General features: G+C 36.6%; 17 protein-coding genes. 7 read left to right on the top strand and 10 right to left on the bottom strand.

Going from position 1 to position 18,631, the window contains the following annotated elements; all coding sequences use genetic code 11:
• Nucleotides 1–59: 59 nt before the first annotated feature.
• Nucleotides 60–1,430: a UDP-glucose dehydrogenase family protein gene (locus tag ACVWY7_RS25455; RefSeq protein WP_139242293.1), complete on the bottom strand. Its 1,371-nt coding sequence runs from the start codon at nt 1,428–1,430 to the stop codon at nt 60–62.
• 489 nt (nt 1,431–1,919) lie between these two features.
• Here ACVWY7_RS25455 and ACVWY7_RS25450 point away from each other — a divergent pair, with 489 nt between their 5' ends.
• The 3 genes from ACVWY7_RS25450 (at nt 1,920) to ACVWY7_RS25440 (ending at nt 6,711) form a co-directional block, all read left to right on the top strand.
• Complete coding sequence (locus tag ACVWY7_RS25450; protein WP_000378311.1) at nt 1,920–2,993, top strand: glycosyltransferase family 4 protein; 1,074 nt, start codon at nt 1,920–1,922, stop codon at nt 2,991–2,993.
• 200 nt (nt 2,994–3,193) lie between these two features.
• Nucleotides 3,194–3,931 (top strand): polysaccharide deacetylase family protein, encoded by a 738-nt coding sequence (locus tag ACVWY7_RS25445; RefSeq protein ID WP_000597162.1) that lies wholly within the window; start codon nt 3,194–3,196, stop codon nt 3,929–3,931.
• A gap of 104 nt (nt 3,932–4,035) precedes the next feature.
• Entirely contained in the window at nt 4,036–6,711 is a 2,676-nt protein-coding gene (locus tag ACVWY7_RS25440) for a PRD domain-containing protein (protein WP_000820931.1), read from the top strand.
• Between the two features lie 217 nt (nt 6,712–6,928).
• On the opposite strand, the gene exsM is transcribed toward ACVWY7_RS25440, so the two are convergent.
• Nucleotides 6,929–7,342 (bottom strand): exosporium regulatory protein ExsM, encoded by a 414-nt coding sequence (gene exsM / locus ACVWY7_RS25435; protein ID WP_000207034.1) that lies wholly within the window; start codon nt 7,340–7,342, stop codon nt 6,929–6,931.
• Nucleotides 7,343–7,531: 189 nt separating this feature from the next.
• Here exsM and ACVWY7_RS25430 point away from each other — a divergent pair, with 189 nt between their 5' ends.
• Nucleotides 7,532–8,713, top strand: a complete 1,182-nt coding sequence (locus tag ACVWY7_RS25430) for a chromate transporter (protein ID WP_456524037.1) — start codon at nt 7,532–7,534, stop codon at nt 8,711–8,713.
• Nucleotides 8,714–8,753: 40 nt separating this feature from the next.
• Here the strand turns inward: ACVWY7_RS25430 and chbG are convergent, their stop codons facing one another.
• The 5 genes from chbG to ACVWY7_RS25405 all read right to left on the bottom strand — a co-directional run bounded on the left by chbG (nt 8,754) and on the right by ACVWY7_RS25405 (nt 12,969).
• On the bottom strand, nt 8,754–9,458 hold the full coding sequence (gene chbG / locus ACVWY7_RS25425; protein ID WP_456524036.1) for a chitin disaccharide deacetylase: 705 nt from the start codon (nt 9,456–9,458) through the stop codon (nt 8,754–8,756).
• 49 nt (nt 9,459–9,507) lie between these two features.
• A complete protein-coding gene (gene celF, locus ACVWY7_RS25420) occupies nt 9,508–10,833 on the bottom strand; it encodes a 6-phospho-beta-glucosidase (protein WP_000145757.1) in 1,326 nt (441 codons plus the stop codon).
• A 3-nt stretch (nt 10,834–10,836) separates the two neighbouring features.
• Complete coding sequence (locus ACVWY7_RS25415) at nt 10,837–11,160, bottom strand: PTS lactose/cellobiose transporter subunit IIA (protein ID WP_000989050.1); 324 nt, start codon at nt 11,158–11,160, stop codon at nt 10,837–10,839.
• Nucleotides 11,161–11,342: 182 nt separating this feature from the next.
• Complete coding sequence (gene celB, locus ACVWY7_RS25410; RefSeq protein ID WP_001168822.1) at nt 11,343–12,650, bottom strand: PTS cellobiose transporter subunit IIC; 1,308 nt, start codon at nt 12,648–12,650, stop codon at nt 11,343–11,345.
• A gap of 16 nt (nt 12,651–12,666) precedes the next feature.
• Nucleotides 12,667–12,969 carry a PTS sugar transporter subunit IIB gene (locus ACVWY7_RS25405; RefSeq protein WP_001023569.1) on the bottom strand — a complete coding sequence of 101 codons (303 nt, stop codon included), beginning with the start codon at nt 12,967–12,969 and terminating at the stop codon, nt 12,667–12,669.
• 401 nt (nt 12,970–13,370) lie between these two features.
• On the opposite strand from ACVWY7_RS25405, the gene ACVWY7_RS25400 reads away from it, so the two are divergent.
• Complete coding sequence (locus tag ACVWY7_RS25400; protein ID WP_456524035.1) at nt 13,371–14,453, top strand: polyamine aminopropyltransferase; 1,083 nt, start codon at nt 13,371–13,373, stop codon at nt 14,451–14,453.
• Between the two features lie 27 nt (nt 14,454–14,480).
• Entirely contained in the window at nt 14,481–14,852 is a 372-nt protein-coding gene (gene speD / locus ACVWY7_RS25395; RefSeq protein ID WP_000456834.1) for an adenosylmethionine decarboxylase, read from the top strand.
• 262 nt (nt 14,853–15,114) lie between these two features.
• Here the strand turns inward: speD and ACVWY7_RS25390 are convergent, their stop codons facing one another.
• The 3 genes from ACVWY7_RS25390 to ACVWY7_RS25380 are packed head-to-tail and all read right to left on the bottom strand — an operon-like array spanning nt 15,115 to nt 17,060.
• Nucleotides 15,115–15,432: a PTS lactose/cellobiose transporter subunit IIA gene (locus ACVWY7_RS25390; RefSeq protein WP_000379638.1), complete on the bottom strand. Its 318-nt coding sequence runs from the start codon at nt 15,430–15,432 to the stop codon at nt 15,115–15,117.
• A 9-nt stretch (nt 15,433–15,441) separates the two neighbouring features.
• Nucleotides 15,442–16,743 (bottom strand): PTS cellobiose transporter subunit IIC, encoded by a 1,302-nt coding sequence (gene celB, locus ACVWY7_RS25385; RefSeq protein ID WP_000614056.1) that lies wholly within the window; start codon nt 16,741–16,743, stop codon nt 15,442–15,444.
• 14 nt (nt 16,744–16,757) lie between these two features.
• Nucleotides 16,758–17,060, bottom strand: a complete 303-nt coding sequence (locus ACVWY7_RS25380) for a PTS sugar transporter subunit IIB (RefSeq protein ID WP_001023541.1) — start codon at nt 17,058–17,060, stop codon at nt 16,758–16,760.
• Nucleotides 17,061–17,284: 224 nt separating this feature from the next.
• Between ACVWY7_RS25380 and ACVWY7_RS25375 the strand changes: the two genes are divergently transcribed.
• Nucleotides 17,285–18,502 (top strand): dicarboxylate/amino acid:cation symporter, encoded by a 1,218-nt coding sequence (locus ACVWY7_RS25375; RefSeq protein ID WP_000649370.1) that lies wholly within the window; start codon nt 17,285–17,287, stop codon nt 18,500–18,502.
• Nucleotides 18,503–18,631 lie beyond the last annotated feature (129 nt).

Here is an 18,631-nt window from a genome sequence, read left to right as displayed (position 1 = left end):
TCTTTCACTAGTTACAAATCCTATTATGACATATAAGAATATACATGAATACATACCTTTTAACGAATAACGGAAAAATCCCTCTTATAAATACTTTCTCTTCCAACAGAATAATAATCTATTCCTTGCTTCTTTACATCTTCATTAGTATAACAATTTCTTCCATCGAATAAAATAGGTTCTCTCATAAGTTGTACGTACTTTTCTAACGGATAAGTCCGGATAGCTTCCCATTCTGTCACGATAAAAGCCGCACTCGCTCCTCTAATCGATTCATCTATACATTCACTATATTGTATAGTCTCCCCAAAGATATTTTTCATATTTTGAATCGCCTTCGGGTCATATAGAACTATGTCCGCACCTAGATTTATTAACTCTTGTATCATAATAAGGGACGGTGCATCTCTTATATCATCTGTATTCGGTTTAAATGCCGCTCCCAGCACCGCAATCCGCTTCTTGTTCATATTTATTACTTTCTTCGCTTTCTCAATCAATAATAACTGTTGTTTATTATTTACTTCAATGACGGCTTTTAACAAGCGAAAATCATGTGCCACATTTCCTGCAATTTGCACAAGCGCTTTCGTATCTTTCGGAAAACACGATCCCCCGTAACCAATGCCCGCATTTAAAAAAGACGCTCCAATTCTCTTATCCATTCCCATCCCTTTTGCGACGTCTAATACATTGGCTCCTACCTTCTCACATATATTTGAAATTTCATTGATAAAACTAATTTTTGTCGCTAAAAAAGCATTCGATGCATATTTAATCATCTCTGCACTTTTTATATCTGTAACATATGTTTTTAAGTGTAATTCACTATATAAATTCTCCACTTTTCGTGCCGCTTCCTCATTATCGGCCCCAATTACAATACGATCTCCCTGAAAAAAATCATAAATCCCTGAACCCTCCCGTAAAAATTCAGGATTCGATACAATATGTAATTCATGTCTGTTTTGTAATGTCTCCTCAATCCATCCCCTCATAGCACCATTCGTCCCTACAGGAACAGTACTTTTTGTAACAACAATAATGTCTTTAGTCGCATATGTCCCAATATCAACACATGCGTTTTGAATATATGTTAAATCCGCTGTCCCATCTAATAACGATGGCGTTCCAACTGCAATAAATATAAATTCTGCATCGTTAAATGCTTCCTCTTTACTTGTTGTAAAAGTTAAACGATTATTTTCACACGCATCATGTATTAATTCATATAAGCCAGCTTCATAAATAGGCAGATCCCCTTGTTTTATCCGTTCAATTTTCTCATCATTTATATCAAAACATGTAACCGAATGTCCCAATACTGCCAATCCTACCCCTGTAATCAATCCAACGTATCCGGTACCTATTATCGTAATGTTCATTTCCTTTTCGCACAGGAATATACAATAGAAAATATACGAATACATAGAATTCTCCCTGTGCATCCTCCTCTCACCTTAAAAATGAGAAAACTCTTTTACTTCTTTATTATATGAATTACTTTCTTCATTCTTTTTTAAGTTTTTGTAAAATTAAATATTTTTCATTAAACTGATAGAGATTTTACCGAGATTAAAGCTGCCACTTCATGCAGGATAAATTCCCACATTTTAACACGGAACTTACTCATTTCTACGTGTAACACTTATAATAATGAAATAAAAGTATTCGCTATTAAAGAAAAAGAGAAAATGTCATATTCCAAAGCCCAATACGATTAACCTTCTTAAATGATTCAACATTCTGTATACAATTGTCATATATTCTATCTGCTTCCATTTACCGTAAAACGAAAAAAAGATTGAATTCTAATCTTTTTGTGATACCATATGTTATGAGCCTGCAAATAAACATCATAATTTTCAGATAAATATATTAAAAAAAATTACGTTAGACTATAAAAGGGTGGGGTATTAATGGACTCACAAGTGATTTATGCCATTTTGGCATCTTTCATCACTGTACTCGTCGTTACTCCTTTAGTTATTAAGTTAGCTTTTAAAATAGGAGCAACAGATAAGCCAAACGCACGTAAAGTGCACCAAAAGATTATGCCTCGTCTTGGCGGATTAGCAATATTTATTGGTGTGGCTGTTGGATTTGTTGTTGGTGGCTTATACGAACAAAGAATGTTATCGATAACGCTAGGTGCGATTATCATTGTAATCATCGGTATTTTAGATGATATGTACGAGTTATCTGCGAAGGTAAAATTCGGTGGACAACTATTAGTTGCCATTATGATTGTAAAAAGTGGATTATTAGTGCAAGTATTATATATTCCAATCCTCGGGGATACTGAACTTGGATGGCTTGCTTACCCAATTACAGTATTTTGGATTGTAGGTATTACAAATGCAATCAACTTAATTGATGGCTTAGATGGATTATCTGCTGGTATTTCATCTATCGTACTTGCAACGCTAGCGTATATGGCCTTCACTAGCCCATGGGGCACTGGAACAGCTATCATTTTACCTCTAGCACTAATTGCACTTGCAAGTACACTTGGATTTTTATTCTACAACTTCCATCCAGCAAAAATTTTCATGGGAGATACAGGAGCACTATTTTTAGGATACTGTATTTCTGTTATATCGTTACTTGGATTATACAAAAGTGTAACGTTATTCAGCTTTATCGTTCCAGTTATCATTTTAGGCGTACCTGTATTTGATACGACATTTGCAATTATCCGTCGTATCGTAAATAAAAAACCTATTTCAGCACCAGATAAATCGCATTTACATCACCGTTTACTTGCAATGGGCTTCTCTCATCGTAAAACGGTACTAATTATATACGCATTCGGTATTTTCTTTAGTGTAAATGCAATCATTTTCTCTAGTGCGACATTATGGTTATCCATTATTCTTCTTTTCATTTTAATCTTCTTTACAGAGATTATTGCTGAAGTAATCGGTCTTGTACATGAACGTTACAAACCACTTATTTCCTTTTATAAAAAAGTGAAAAAACGCGAAGACTAATTGTAGTATAGCCTTTACTATTATGAAATATTCAAATAGCATCCTCTTTCTTATAAGAGGATGCTATTTTTTATTCATTATTTTACATTTCCAAAATATAGCTTGTTTGAGAGTTCCACTATTGGAGAAAGATATACATAATAAGAAAAGGATTATATTTTCTTTTTTACATCTTGATTGTCAAACTGAGGGTGAATGTTATGATCAAGCGAGTATTTCAATACATTATTTTATTTTTAACGATTACTATGTACGCGTCACCTCATGCAGGAGCAACTACTATTTCCCCTGCTGAACATCATCCAAATACCGAGACTACTTCTTCTACAAAAAAAATCGCGTACTTAACATTTGATGACGGACCAAACAAATATACTACGCAAATTTTAAACATCTTAAAAGAAAAGAACGGAAAAGCAACTTTCTTTGTTATTGGCGGAAAAGTACCACATTATAAAAAGACAATGCAACGATTAATTAAAGATGGACACTATATTGGACTTCACAGTATGTCACATGATGTAAAACGTCTTTACACTGGTGATCCATCTGCTTTAATTACAGAAATGGAACAAACACAAAACATTGTCCAACAAGTTACAAAATTAAATACACATCTCGTTCGTGTCCCGTACGGTAGCATGCCTTACTTAAAGAAGAATTATCGTGATGCACTTGTATCAGCCCAGTATAAAATGTGGGATTGGACAATCGATACATACGACTGGAAAAGCTATGACAATCCTTCTGCCATACTAGAAAGGGTACGTAATCAGAGCGATGAACAAGTCGAAGTAATTTTAATGCATGATTCGAGTGTAACCGTACAAATACTGCCACAAGTAATTGATTACTTACAGTCACAAGGATATAAACTTCTTCCCTATAATCCATCTTCTCATCTCAAAGTAAACTTTTGGAAAGACACAAGATTGTAACAGCTTTAGTACCTATATACTAAAGCTGTTTTATTTTTCTCTTCCCACCCTTCCCATTTTTGTGTAAAATTTTAAATAGTGATGAAGTTTCGAGGTGAATAGAAATGAAACGAATAGATCTCATTTTTAACGCAATACAAGAAGGCAAGTATACAGAAGGTGTAACCGCATCAGAACTCGCTACCCTGTTGCAACTAGATCGCGCTAATGTAAGTAGCGACTTAAACAAACTTGTAAAAGATAAACGTTTATTAAAAACAAATACGCGTCCTGTTCGTTTTTATATAGAAACGAACGCTTTGTTGGAAACGCATTCAAAAGAAGTAACTTCATTAGATACATTTGCAATTGAAAATACAAGCCTTAAAATCGCAATTGAAAAAGCGAAAGCTTCTATTCTCTATCCTCCAAACGGTATGCATACTTTACTGCTCGGAGAAACAGGCGTCGGAAAATCTATGTTCGCTTCTTTAATGCACGAATATGCAATTGAAGTGGAACAGCTTCCTAAAAACGCACCATTTATCGTCTTTAACTGTGCTGATTATGCAAATAACCCACAGCTACTACTCGGGCAATTATTTGGGATTAAAAAAGGAGCATATACAGGAGCAAGTGATCAAAAAGGGTTAATTGAAAAAGCACATGAAGGGATCCTTTTCTTAGATGAAGTACATCGCCTTCCTCCAGAGGGACAAGAAATGCTTTTCACCTTTATTGATCGCGGAGTATATCGCCGCCTTGGAGAAACAGAAAACGAACGTAAAGCACAAGTATTAATCATTACTGCAACAACAGAAGAACCAAATTCATTTTTATTAAAAACATTTACAAGACGTATACCAATGACTGTCACATTGCCACCACTTCGTGAGCGTACACATAAAGAACGTTTTGCTTTACTGCAACTATTTTTCACAAACGAAGCAATTCGCTTGCGAAAAGAAATTCACGTGAGTCCGAATGCAATGCGTGCTTTCGTCTTTTACAATTGTCCCAATAACATCGGTCAATTAAAAACGGATGTACAAATCGCCTGTGCGAAAGCCTATTCTGACTTCGTGACAAAGAAACGTGATTCTGTCTATGTTTCAAGTACAGACTTACCTTGGTATATGAAAGAAGGACTATTCATTGAAAGAAAGAGCCGTCATCTATACCAAATACCAAATGAAACATTTATATTTACAAGTGATGAAGGTTGGAGTAATCATAAAATAGAAAATGAAAAACAGTCTTCTATTTACGATTATATTGATTATAAATATGAAGAACTTCAAGCTCGTGGTATTGAAGAGGAAGAATTAGAATTACTAATAGAAAACGATATTCAAAGCTTTTTCGTACAATATTTTAACCAAATGTCAAAAAAGACAAGTCATGAAAATGTTTTTAAAATTGTGGATCGTAATATCGTTTCCGTTTGTGAAAGAATTGCAGAACTTGCTGAAAAACATTTATCCAAAACATTCGATGAAAAAGTATTTCTCGCTTTAAGTTTACATGTACAGACAACTCTACAACGTTTACAGGCTGGAAAACAAATTCATCATCCACAATTAAATCAAATTCGTACGAAATATAAAGAAGCTTTTTCCGTAGCAATGCAATGCATTCAACTACTGGAGGACGAATTACAAATAACAATGCCTATTGATGAAGCAGGCTTTTTAACAATGTTCTTCGTTGTTGATCCGATTCCTGCCTCACAAACAGAAGTAAAAGTATTAATATTAGCGCACGGCAACGGCATAGCAACAGAAATGGCAAACGTCGCAAACGAACTGCTCGGCATTGATGAAGTAACCGGTATCGATATGCCGTTACATGAATCGCCGAAAGATTTCTTAGAGCGTGTGAAAGTGTATATGAAAACACTCCAAAATGTAAACGGGCTTCTCTTACTCGTTGATATGGGATCACTCGCTTACATTGGTGATATATTAGAAACTGAGTTCAAAATCCCGGTACGTGTTCTTTCCATGACGAGCACTCCACATGCACTAGAAGCTGCTCGAAAAGCTCAGCTTGGCTACTCGTTAGATGCATTATATGAAACAGTGAAGAACTTAACACCGTTTTACTTAAACGTACAAGAAGAAAAGAAAAAGCCGCTATCACCAATGAAATCTGTTATTTTGACAGCTTGTTTAACTGGGGAAGGCAGTGCTTTAGCTATTCAAAAAATGTTGGAGAACTATTTGCGATTTGACAAAGACTTAATTGAAATTATTCCGATTAGTATCGTCCATGAAAAAGATTTAACAAAAATGATTGAGAACATAAAAAAAGAGCGGAATATCATTTGTATTGTTACGAATTTTGATGTGCAGGTGCCATGCTTAACTTATCATTTCCAAGACATTGTAAACTACACAGCAATTCAGCCAATTCAAGAATTAATTACGTATGAAGAAACATATGCAAAAATGGCTGATATTCTTGAACAACAAATGCAGCGTAACGACGGAGCACTACTTATCAAAACAATTCGTTACGCATTAAATACAATTCAAGAATTAATTTCCTTACAGCTAACTCCTGACAGTTTAATGGGTGTTATTCTGCATATGAGCTGTATGGTTGACCGTCTTCAAAAAGGAGAAAGCCTCCTCCCTCATCCGGATAAAGAGAAACGAAGACAAGATGAATACTGGATGTATATGAAAGTAAAAAAAGCATTGCAGCCAATTGAAAATACATTTGAAATACAAATACCTGATGACGAAGTGTTTTATGTAATGGACTTCTTCATTAAAAATCAGCCTATAAAAAATTAGCCGCGGCAGTTTTTTAGTATATTAATCTTAACTCAGATTTTATCAGCGATTTTCAGGATATATCAGCGCAACTCGGGTTTTATCAGCGATTCTCAAAATATATCAGCGCAACTCGAGTTTTATCAGCGATTTTTCTAATATATCGATTTACCGTCAATAATCGCTAAAATTCGCACCTTATAGCAGAAAAGGCTGTTCAATATGAACAGCCTTTTTTCTACTTCTTTACTTTCCTGATTCTACCCCTGATTTCGCCCTTTTTATTGGACTTCGTATAAACATTTACATATACATTCGCCTGAATGATTTCTTGAAGTAAGCTATCAAACGCTCGCCCCTGTAAAGGCCCCTCAAACTCCTCCACATTTACTACACCAGTAATGCTCCCCTCGTTCAAACTAATTCCTTGCTCCAGTGGACCGTATAAATAAAAAACAACAGGGCCAATTTGACTGGTCTTTCCTAAATGAATTTGACACGATGTAACCTTTTCTATATTTTTCAATATGACCCTGTAATGCAATTTCGTTAAATCCTCACTAAATATAAACTCTGCTACGCCATAAGCTTCTGTATTTACAGGAGGTATTTCCCTCTTACCTGTTAACCTCGCAAAGAAATGTGTTGTCATACGGGCATTCTCCTTATATAAATTTCCCAGCACTACTTCTACTACTTTATGGTTTATACATAATCATTTATGACTTTTTCCACTTCTAATTTCAATGTAAAGTTTCACAAAATCTTTACATTAGAATCGTTCCTTTTGCTTTACTACCTCTTGTATAATGCACTTAGAAAAACATTCTAGGAGGGCATTTTGAAAAATAACAAATACACTTTTCACACATTATTAGAGATTTTTCTCGTTTCATTTAAATTAGGACTTACTTCATTTGGTGGTCCTGTCGCCCATCTTGGGTATTTCCACCATGAATATGTGCAAAAAAGAAAATGGATGGATGAACGGAGCTACGGAGATTTAGTAGCACTAAGTCAATTCCTTCCTGGTCCTGCTAGCAGCCAAGTCGGTATGGGGGTTGGATTATTAAGGGGAGGACTATTAGGAGCTATTATTTCATGGATTGGATTCACTTTACCGTCTGTGCTCGTTTTAGTTCTCTTCGCCTCATTCCTTAATCAGTTCGATCTTGGAAGTGCTGGCTGGATTCATGGACTAAAACTTGTAGCAGTCGCTATTGTCGCTCATGCAATATGGGGAATGGCGCAAAAATTAACGCCAGACCGAAATCGTGCGACGATTGCAATTATAACTGCCGCAATCGCTCTATTATGGCCAAGTAGCTGGACACAAGTCACTCTCATTATCATATCTGGCTGTATCGGCTGGTTTTTATATCGCAACCAACCAATTAGCCAATCTCAAAGTATAAAAGTGCCTATTTCAAAAAAAATAGCAGTTTCGTGTCTCGTCTTATTCTTCGGACTATTACTACTACTACCAATTTTAAGACCGTTCTCTTATTACATCGCCTTATTCGATAGTTTCTATCACTCTGGCGCACTTGTATTTGGAGGCGGACACGTCGTGCTACCTCTTCTTGAAGGTGAATTCGTACAAAACGGAATGATGACAAAAGAACAGTTTCTAGCTGGATACGGATTAACACAAGCAATGCCAGGACCACTATTTACATTCGCTTCTTATATAGGGGCAGTGTTAAACGGGACGCTTGGGGCAATACTCGCAACAATTGCGATTTTTCTTCCTGCTTTCTTACTCGTTATTGGTGTTTTACCATTTTGGGACAGTGTAAGAAGAATATCTTTCATACAAGGCGCACTACTTGGAGTCAATGCGGCCGTTGTAGGTATTTTACTAGCAGCTTTTTATGATCCGATTTGGACAAGCACGATTATGAACGCTGTAGATTTTGTTTTTGCATCTCTTCTATTTTGCTTGCTCGCTTTTTGGAAAACACCACCTTGGGTTATCGTTATACTTGGAGCCTTTGGCGGATATATTCTATCCATTTTGTAAATAGAAAAACGACGGCATAATGTAGCCGTCGTTTTTTCTATTAAAACTTTACAAGCTCTATTCCTTCAGGCAATTCACTCTCTGTTAAAATACGCAATTCTTTCACACGATCCATTACGTAAGAAGAACGCTTCACAAGCTCTGGATCTATATACGCTGGATGAACCATAATTTCTACCGTTTGTTCACCTTTTACTCTTTCTTTTAACTTCACAAAGTAATCTTCCGTCACACCATCCGCGTAAAAGTCACTATAAAACACGTCAGAAAATGGACGCACCGCTCGCTCTTCTTCACAACGACGAATTGGAACATTATATTTATTAGCTAATCTTTCAAGAACATCGTGCAAGATCGGTAATCCATGCACGTGATGATGACTATCTAAATGAGTTGGTTTTAATCCGTAAGATAAGAATTTCTCAATTTGAGCAGTCCACTCTCTCTCAACTTCCTCTGGATTTACCTTCCCTTCCCATACGACGCTTTGTTTATGAAACAATCCATCGCTACTTACAAGTAATGGTACATCTCCAAGAAGCGGTTTCCCTGCCGTTAATACGAGATGTACTCCTACTCCTAACGTTTTATACTCTTTTGCTAAGCGTACCGCATGCTCTGTCCCTGGCATATTCATCATCATCGTCGTTGAATTTACAAGTCCATTTATATGTCCATCAATAATGCCGTAATTTGTACCTTCTGTAAGACCGAAATCATCTGCATTTACAATTAATTTAATCATCGTAATACCTCCTAATAGAATAAAAAAAGCGGGCTAAATAGCGCCGCTTTTATTTCTCTACCTTTTTGAAGAACTGCGGAAGATATTCTTTATGCGCTTCCAACATTTCATCTAAAATTTGTTTTGCAACTTTATCTGATGGTACAAGTGGATTAATTGTCATAGCAAGCAGCGCTTTATGATAATCCCCTGTAACAGCAGCTTCAATTGTTGTGCGCTCAAATGATTTAATTTGTTGTACTAAACCACGAACTGGTACTGGAAGATCTCCAACTGCAATTGGTTTTGGACCTTCTTTCGTAATAATACAGTTCACTTCAACAGCAGAATCATGTGGTAAGCTTGCAATCGTTCCGTTGTTTCGTGTATTAACAGGCTGGATATCACCTTTATTATTGTAAATAGACGTAATTAAGCTACATGCTGCATCACTATAATAAGCGCCTCCACGTTTTTCTAATTGTGGTGGTTTAATATCTAAGTTCGGGTCTTTATATAACTCGAATAAATCATCTTCTAATTGTTTTACTACTTCTGCACGTGTACCTTTTTCAACCGAAGCTTCTTTCTCTTCTTCTAACATTTCACGTGTTTTGTAGTAGTAACGGTGATATGGACATGGAATTGCACGAAGGCCACGAATAAAGTCTGGTTCCCAGTTAAGCGCTGCGATATTTTCCATCGTAATTTGCTTTTCTGGATCTGTTACAAGCTCTAACACACGATCCATTACACTTACGCCATCTAAGTATACGTCTAGTCCGTATACCATATGGTTTAAACCTGCGAAGTCAACGTGTACACGACTTGCATCTACTTCAAGTAATCTCGCAAGACCCATACGAATTCCGATTGGAACGTTACATAGACCAACTACTCTTTGAATATTTGTATAGCGAAGGACTGCTTCTGTTACCATACCAGCTGGGTTAGCAAAGTTAATTAACCATGCATTCGGACAAAGCTCCTCCATATCCTTACAAATATCTAAAATGACAGGAATCGTTCTCAACGCTTTGAATAAACCACCAGGACCATTCGTTTCCTGACCGATTACATCATATTTTAATGGGATCGCTTCATCTTTTGCACGTGCTTCTAATAAACCAACGCGAAGCTGTGTTGTTACGAAGTCAGCATCCTTTAATGCCTCGCGGCGATCAAGCGTTAAATGTACCTCGATTGGTAAACCAGATTTTTTCACCATACGTTTCGCTAAGTTACCAACGATTTCTAATTTCTCTTTTCCTGCCTCAATATCTACTAACCAAATTTCACGAACAGGAAGCTCATCATAACGTTTAATAAATCCTTCAATTAACTCTGGTGTATAACTAGATCCACCGCCGATTGTAGCAATTTTAATTCCAGTCATGCTTTATTCCCCTTTCGCTTCTAATTTTTTATAAAGATCAATAAACTCTGCTGCTAGTTCTTTTACTGTAATCGCATTCATTAAATGATCTTGTGCGTGAATTAAAAGAACACTAATCTCTGTTTTTTCTCCTCTTGCTTCTGATTGTATGAGCTCTGTTTGGAAATGATGCGCTTCGTTGATCGCTTCTTTCGCCTTTACCATCGCTTCATCAGCCTCTGCCATTTTCCCCTGTTTGGCAAATTGAAGTGCCTCCATTGCAAAGCTTCGTGCATTACCACTATTTAAAATCAATTGGAATGGAATTTGTTCTGCTGTAGTCATCATAATTACCGCCCTCTCTATAAGGTTCAACCGATTAAAATACCCCTTCAGTTTGAACATGTCTATTAAATTATTATTTTATGAATGATAGTTTGGTGTTCTTGTAGATGAATATCATCTTTTTGAACATGATATAAAGGTAATTGTTCTCACAGATCATGTTATCTGTGAGAACAATTATTATGTTACATAGGTACAGAGTTGTTATTTCCTTGTGCTGCTGCTTTTTCAGTACGAACAACTGAACGGTCACATAACACAACGAATGGATAATAGATTACCATTGCAATTACAAAGTTGAATAACTGTAGAATTGCACCTGAAAGATGTCCACCTGTTACAAGATAACCACTAATAATTGGTGGTGTTGCCCATGGAATCATCGCAACTGTTTTTGGTACCCAGCCAATAGATATAGCTGTATAAGAAGTAATTACCAATACAATTGGTGTTATGATAAACGGCAAGAATAAAACTGGATTTAAAATAATTGGTGTACCAAAGATTACTGGTTCGTTAATGTTGAATGCACCTGGACCAATTGATAAGCGAGATACACCGCGTAATTGTGCACTTTTTGCTACAAGTAATACAACTACTAAGAACGCTAATGTTGCACCAGAACCACCAAGATATACGAAAGTATCAAAGAATGGTTTTGTAACAATGTTTGGAACATCAAATGCAGATGTGCCACCTTGGAATAACTTCATATTTTTCTCTAATGCTGGTAAGTATAACGGCTCAATAATACCACCAACGATATTTGGACCATGTAAACCGAAGAACCAAAGAAGATGAACAAGGAGTACAATAACAATTGCACTTGGTAATGTCCCTGCTAAACTTTGCAGTGGCGATTGAATCGTATTAAAGATAAATTCATGAACACTTGTACCGGCTAATTTCACTGCTAATTGAATACCTGCAACTACTGTTAAAATAACAAATGCTGGAACTATAGCTGCGAAAGATCTTAAAACTGCTGGTGGTACTCCATCAGGCATTTTAAAAGTAATGTTTCTTTGTACGAAGAAACGGAATACTTCAGTAACAAGGAGTGCTACAATAATTGCTACGAATAACCCTTGTGCACCTGTCCAAGCTAAGTTCAATCCGCCTTCTTTCGGTGTTGTTGGCGTAAGAATAATTAACGCACCAAATGAAATAATACCTGCTGACAAACCATCAACGCCGTAAGATTTTGCTAAGTTATAACTTGTTGTAAATGCTATGATTAGTGCTAGAATCGCGAAAGAACCAGTCCACATTCCACCGCCAACTTGTTTCCACGTTTCACCAAACAAACCTTTCATGAAATCTTGGAAAGCCTCAGATGGAAAACCATTAATTAGTGATGCCAGTGCACCAACTAAAATAAGTGGCATAACTGCGATAAATCCGTCACGGATCGCAGCTAAATGACGTTGCGACCCAATTTTACCAGCGACAGGAACAATATATTTCTCCATGAATGCAATAAACTTTTGCATTTCGCTTCCCCCCTAATTATTTTTTAAGTGTTAATGCGTGATCTAAAACTGCTTCTCCATTCATCATGCCGTAGTGCATTGGATTGATAACGTCGATTCCAACGTTTCTCTCATCAGCAAGCGTTTTCATTGAAGAAAGCATGTAACGAACTTGTGGTCCTAATAATAATACGTCTGCTTGATCGATATTTGTTTTTACTGCATCCCCAGATACAGCCCAAATCTTTCCTTCTAGACCGCGAGCTTTTGCAGCCGCTTCCATTTTTGTAACTAGTAAACTTGTAGACATCCCTGCTGAGCAACATAATAAAATATTCATTTGAAAATCCCCCTTGTGTAGTATAAAAATTTTATGTTTTATTTATTTTTCTTTACGCTATTTATTAATGCAATTAGCGTGCCAACTTTTTAAAACTACTAAAATCAGCACTTTTTCGACTATTTTCTTTGTGTGTTAACGCTTTCAATTAGTGTGTCACTCAAAAAACACACAGTGTGTTATAAAACAACACGCTTTTAACACATAACTGTATGAAAATAGATTAGTGTTTAGTTGTCTAGTTGTGTTTAAAACAAAATAACACTAAAAAAATTTTTTTAGCGTGAAAATCTAGTAAAAAATAAAACTCTCTTGAACACACTCTTCTATCTATTGTCCAAGCAAACTCTACTAAATTACATAGAATAGAATAAAATAACACAATTCGAAAGGAGATTCCTATGCCAAAACATAGAAAACAAAGCAAAATAAAGATTTATAGAATAACAAGCTATAAAAAAGACAAGCGTTCTGAATTAGACTCTAACAAATTCGAACTAGAACAGCAGGAGGTAGAAAATAAGCAGGACAAGCAGGGCAAACAAGATAATCAAGTACAATCCGAAAATGTAGTCATAGTACCCACAGATTCACACAACTTAGATATGTGGGATGAAATTTCTCTAAAGCAAATACAAGCTGGTGAACATACAAATTTATTTGCGGAACAAAGTAATTATCAAAATATTAATTTGTTACAAGTTAGCGATATCCGTTTATATTTGGACAAGCAACTACAATTCAGTTCCGTCGATGAGCAAATTTATCATGAAGCACTTGTACATCCAATTATGTCAAAAGTAATTGATCCAAAACGCGTTCTCATATTAGGCGGTGGCGATGGCCTTGCCCTGCGAGAAGTTTTAAAATATGAAACTGTACTACATGTAGACCTTGTTGACTTAGATGGATCGATGATTGATATGGCTCGTAATGTTCCTGAATTAGTTTCTTTAAACAAAAGTGCATTTTTTGATAATCGTGTAAATACACACGTATGTGATGCAAAAGAATTTTTAAGCTCTCCTTCCTCTTTATACGATGTAATCATTATTGATTTTCCAGATCCAGCGACAGAGTTGTTAAGTACTTTATATACAAGCGAACTTTTTGCTCGTATAGCTACATTTTTAACAGAAGACGGCGCGTTCGTCTGCCAATCTAATTCACCGGCTGATGCACCTCTAGTATATTGGAGTATCGGTAACACAATTGAACATGCGGGATTAACTGTGAAAAGTTATCATACAATCGTTCCTTCTTTCGGAACTGACTGGGGATTTCATATTGCCGCTAATTCTACCGATGTACTCGATCAAATTGAACAATTATACGTAGTACCAACTCCTCGAACATTACCTTCCCTTCTTTTTCCTTTATTTCAATTTAAAGAAGAACATTTAGAACAACGTAATTTCGCTCTTCTAAACTCAGAATCGAACCTTATCCTACACCAATGTTACAAAAAGGAAATGGAGTTTTGACGATATCACAGGAAGGAGTGCTACCTTATGGAATATTCTACTTTCGGTAAGCATATAATAGTAGATTTGTGGGGAGTGGATTTTTCCCTGTTAGATGATATGTACTTTTTAGAACATCATTTAGTTCACGCTGCCGACCTCTCGGGTGCCCATGTTTTAAACGTAAGTACAAAAGAATTTGATCCGCATGGCGTTACTGTTTTAGTTTTACTATCAGAAAGCCACCTCTCTATTCACACTTATCCAGAAAAAAACTTTGCAGCAATCGACTGTTATACGTGCGGTACAACCGTTGAACCGCAAATAGCGATTGATTATATCGTAAGTATATTGAAACCAAATGAGATGCATATAAAAAGATTAATTCGTGGTATAGGAGAGATTGTAAATACTGATTAAATATCACTCTTACTCATTTGTAAAAAGGAGGAGTGTAAATACCATCAGTGGAACGGACATTCCACTGATGGTACAGACACATACATAAAGTGAAACTTTAATTAGTGGTTTTTTTGTTCATACCCCACTAATTATTAGTTGAACCAACCGGGCCTTTACGGACAGTTAAGCTCTCTCCTAACTTCCTTGCTCCAGCCACATTTTGAGGTGGGAGTTTTACTGCCCGTTAATGCGAGATAAAAAAACCTTGCATAAGCAAGGTTCATTCAGTCACTGACATCTTCCTATATAATTCTACAAATTCACTCGCTAATTCCTTCACCGTAATCGCATTCATTAAATGATCTTGCGCATGCACCATCAGAAGGGTAACTTCCGTCTTTTCACCACCAGCTTCTTTCTGTATGAGGTCCGTTTGTACACGGTGCGCCTCTTTTAATTCCTCTAACGCTTCTTGTAATTTCGCTTCTGCTTCTGTAAATTCCCCACGCTTTGCGCAATCAATTGCTTCCATTGAGCAACTTCTCGCATTTCCCCCATGCAAAATCAAATGAAAAGCTTTCGTCTCTATCGTATCCATTTTCCTTCTTTACTCCCCCTTTTCTTCCGCTACTTTTTGTTTATCCCATATTTTTAAGAACGGTAAATAAATGAAGAATGCAAGCGCAAAGTTAACAAGTTGTAAAACAACGCCTGAAATTTTCCCGCCCGATCCTAAATATCCACTAAAAAGAATAGGTGTCGTCCAAGGTACAGCAGCTCCACTCGGGCGAGCAACTAATCCCCATTCCATTGCAAAGTAAGAAACGATCGTTAACACCACCGGAACTAATATAAATGGAATTAATAAAATTGGGTTCATTACAATTGGCATACCAAAAGTTACCATCTCATTAATATTAAATATACCAGGTGCAATTGACAATCTCCCTAAACTTTTTAATTGCTGACTTCGTGCAAACAATAACATTCCGACAACTAAAGCTAGTGTTGCGCCGGAACCGCCCATATAAATCCATAAATCAAAAAACTGTGCGGTAATCGTATTTGGTACATCTTGCCCCGCTTGGAAAGCAACTCGGTTTTGATCCATTAACGATAACCAAACGGGACTCATTACACCACCAACAATAGTAGCACCATGAATTCCACACGACCAAAGAACGTGAACGAGAATAACTGCTATTATTGCGCCCCAAAGACTAGCACCAAGTACACTAAGTGGTTCCTGCAAAATTTGCCCTACAATATTATGGATACTGCCAAAAGAAGTATTTTCTATAATTAAGCGTACAATCCAAATAACCGTTACAACAATAAATCCTGGAACAAGTGCTGCAAATGAACGTGTCACAGCTGGTGGAACTGTCTCTGGCATCTTTATAATTATCTTTTTTTGTACAATAAACCGATAAAGTTCAGTAGATATAAGTGCAATAATCATTGCTACAAACAACCCTTGGCTTCCCATTAATGCAGCTGGGATAGCACCTTCTACAAGTACACTCTCTTTTGTACTTGGTATAATATATGCAACTTGAAATGGCGTCGCAAGTAAAAACGTCACAAGGGACAATGCTCCGGATGCTAAAGCATCCACTTTATAATATTCCCCAAGCCTGTAAGCGATTCCAAAAACAGCTATTAAAGCCATTATATTAAAAGTCGCACTAACTGGATACCCCAAAGCCCTCTGCCAATTCTCCCCAAACAAACCTGCCATAAAATCATTATAGCCTGGTATTGGTAATGCACTAATAATAAGGAAAAATGATCCAATGATTAAAAAAGGCATCGTTAAAATAATTCCATCTCGAATTGCTTGCAAATGCCTCTGCTCTGCAACCTTCCCTGCTACTGGCATTACATATTTCTCTAAAAACTGTATCATCTATCCCACTCTCCTCATGGTTTCATTGACAACGCTGCTTGCAAGATAGCTTCCCCATTACAAAGTCCGTAATGGACGGATTGAATGACATCAACAGGTACTCCTTTCCCCTTACATAATTCTTTCATTTTCGGTAATAAATAACGTACTTGTGGCCCAAGTAGCAGTACATCCGCTTCATCAATGTGACTATTTACTTCAGAACCTGATACAGCCCAAATCTTTACCTCTATTCCTCTTGCCTCTGCTGCTTTCTCCATTTTTGTAACAATCAAGCTGGAAGACATTCCCGCTGCACAGCAAAGCAAAATATTCATCCCGCTTCCCTCCCCCTTTTTCTAAACCTAAATTATGGTGCATCCCTTACCACCACTAGGTTACAAATATATATGTCTAGATTTCTAACTGTATGCCGAGCTTAAAAACAAAAATTTCTCGGTTTTCACGCTATTCCATCTATCAGTATTCTCCTAGTAAAGAGGGCTCTAACTCGCTATAATAATTCAGTATGATTTTTTATGATTGATAGGAGGGTATATTTATGAAGGCATATCGCTTTCCACTTATTTTATTATCTTCTATCCTAATTGGTGGTTTCATTGGTTATTTCATGGGTGCCGATGCCGTTGCTTTAAAGCCGCTTGGTGACATTTTCTTAAACTTAATGTTTACGATTGTTGTACCGTTAGTGTTCTTTAGCATCGCGTCATCTATTGCTAATATGGATGGATTAAAACGTTTCGGTAAAATTATGTCTAGTATGGCTGGGACTTTCTTATTTACAAGTATTTTAGCTGCTATTTTTATGATTATTGTCGTGAAAGTATTCCCGCCAGCACAAGGTGTTGTATTAGAATTAACACAACCTGACAAAGCTGAAAAAGCGGTTAGTGTTGCAGATCAAATTGTTGGTATTCTAACAGTATCTGACTTCTCAAAGTTACTATCTCGCGAAAATATGTTAGCACTTATTTTCTTCTCTATCTTAATGGGGATTGCAACTTCAGCAGTTGGTGAAAAAGGAAAACCATTCGCTACATTCTTACAAGCTGGTGCAGAAATTTCAATGAAAGTTGTATCTTTCATTATGTACTACGCTCCAATTGGACTTGCTGCTTACTTCGCAGCATTAGTTGGTGAATTCGGACCACAACTTCTTGGAACTTACTTCCGAGCAGCAATGGTATACTATCCAGCGTCTCTCATTTACTTCTTTGTATTCTTTACGTTCTATGCATACCTTGCAGGTCGCAAGCAAGGTGTACAAGTATTTTGGAAGAACATGGTCTCTCCTACAGTTACATCACTAGCAACTTGTAGTAGTGCTGCTAGTATTCCAGCGAACTTAGAAGCAACGAAGAAAATGGGTATCTCTTCTGATGTTCGTGAAACAGTTGTCCTTCTTGGATCTACACTTCATAAAGACGGATCTGTTTTAGGCGGCGTATTAAAAATTGCTTTCTTATTCGGTATTTTCAACATGGAATTCGAAGGACCGAAAACATTAGCAATCGCACTTGTTGTTTCTCTATTAGTAGGAACAGTAATGGGCGCTATTCCAGGCGGCGGTATGATTGGTGAAATGTTAATCGTTTCTCTATACGGATTCCCGCCAGAAGCATTACCAATTATTGCAGCAATTAGTACAATCATTGATCCTCCTGCAACAATGTTAAACGTAACAGCAGATAACGCTTGTGCCGTAATGACAGCTCGCCTTGTAGAAGGTAAGAACTGGATCAAAAACAAATTTGCTTAATAGATAGAAAGAGGATGCTCCTAACGAGCATCCTCTTTTTTTGATGTTAAGCCACTCCGCCACAAATTTGTTAAAATCTTCACAAATATTCCACATCCATTATCCATTCTCCGTACTATAATCATGTAT

Source organism: Bacillus sp. TE9106W (assembly GCF_054062215.1).
The sequence above is the reverse complement of the archived record's forward strand: the minus strand, read 5'-3'. Positions and strand labels throughout refer to the sequence as shown.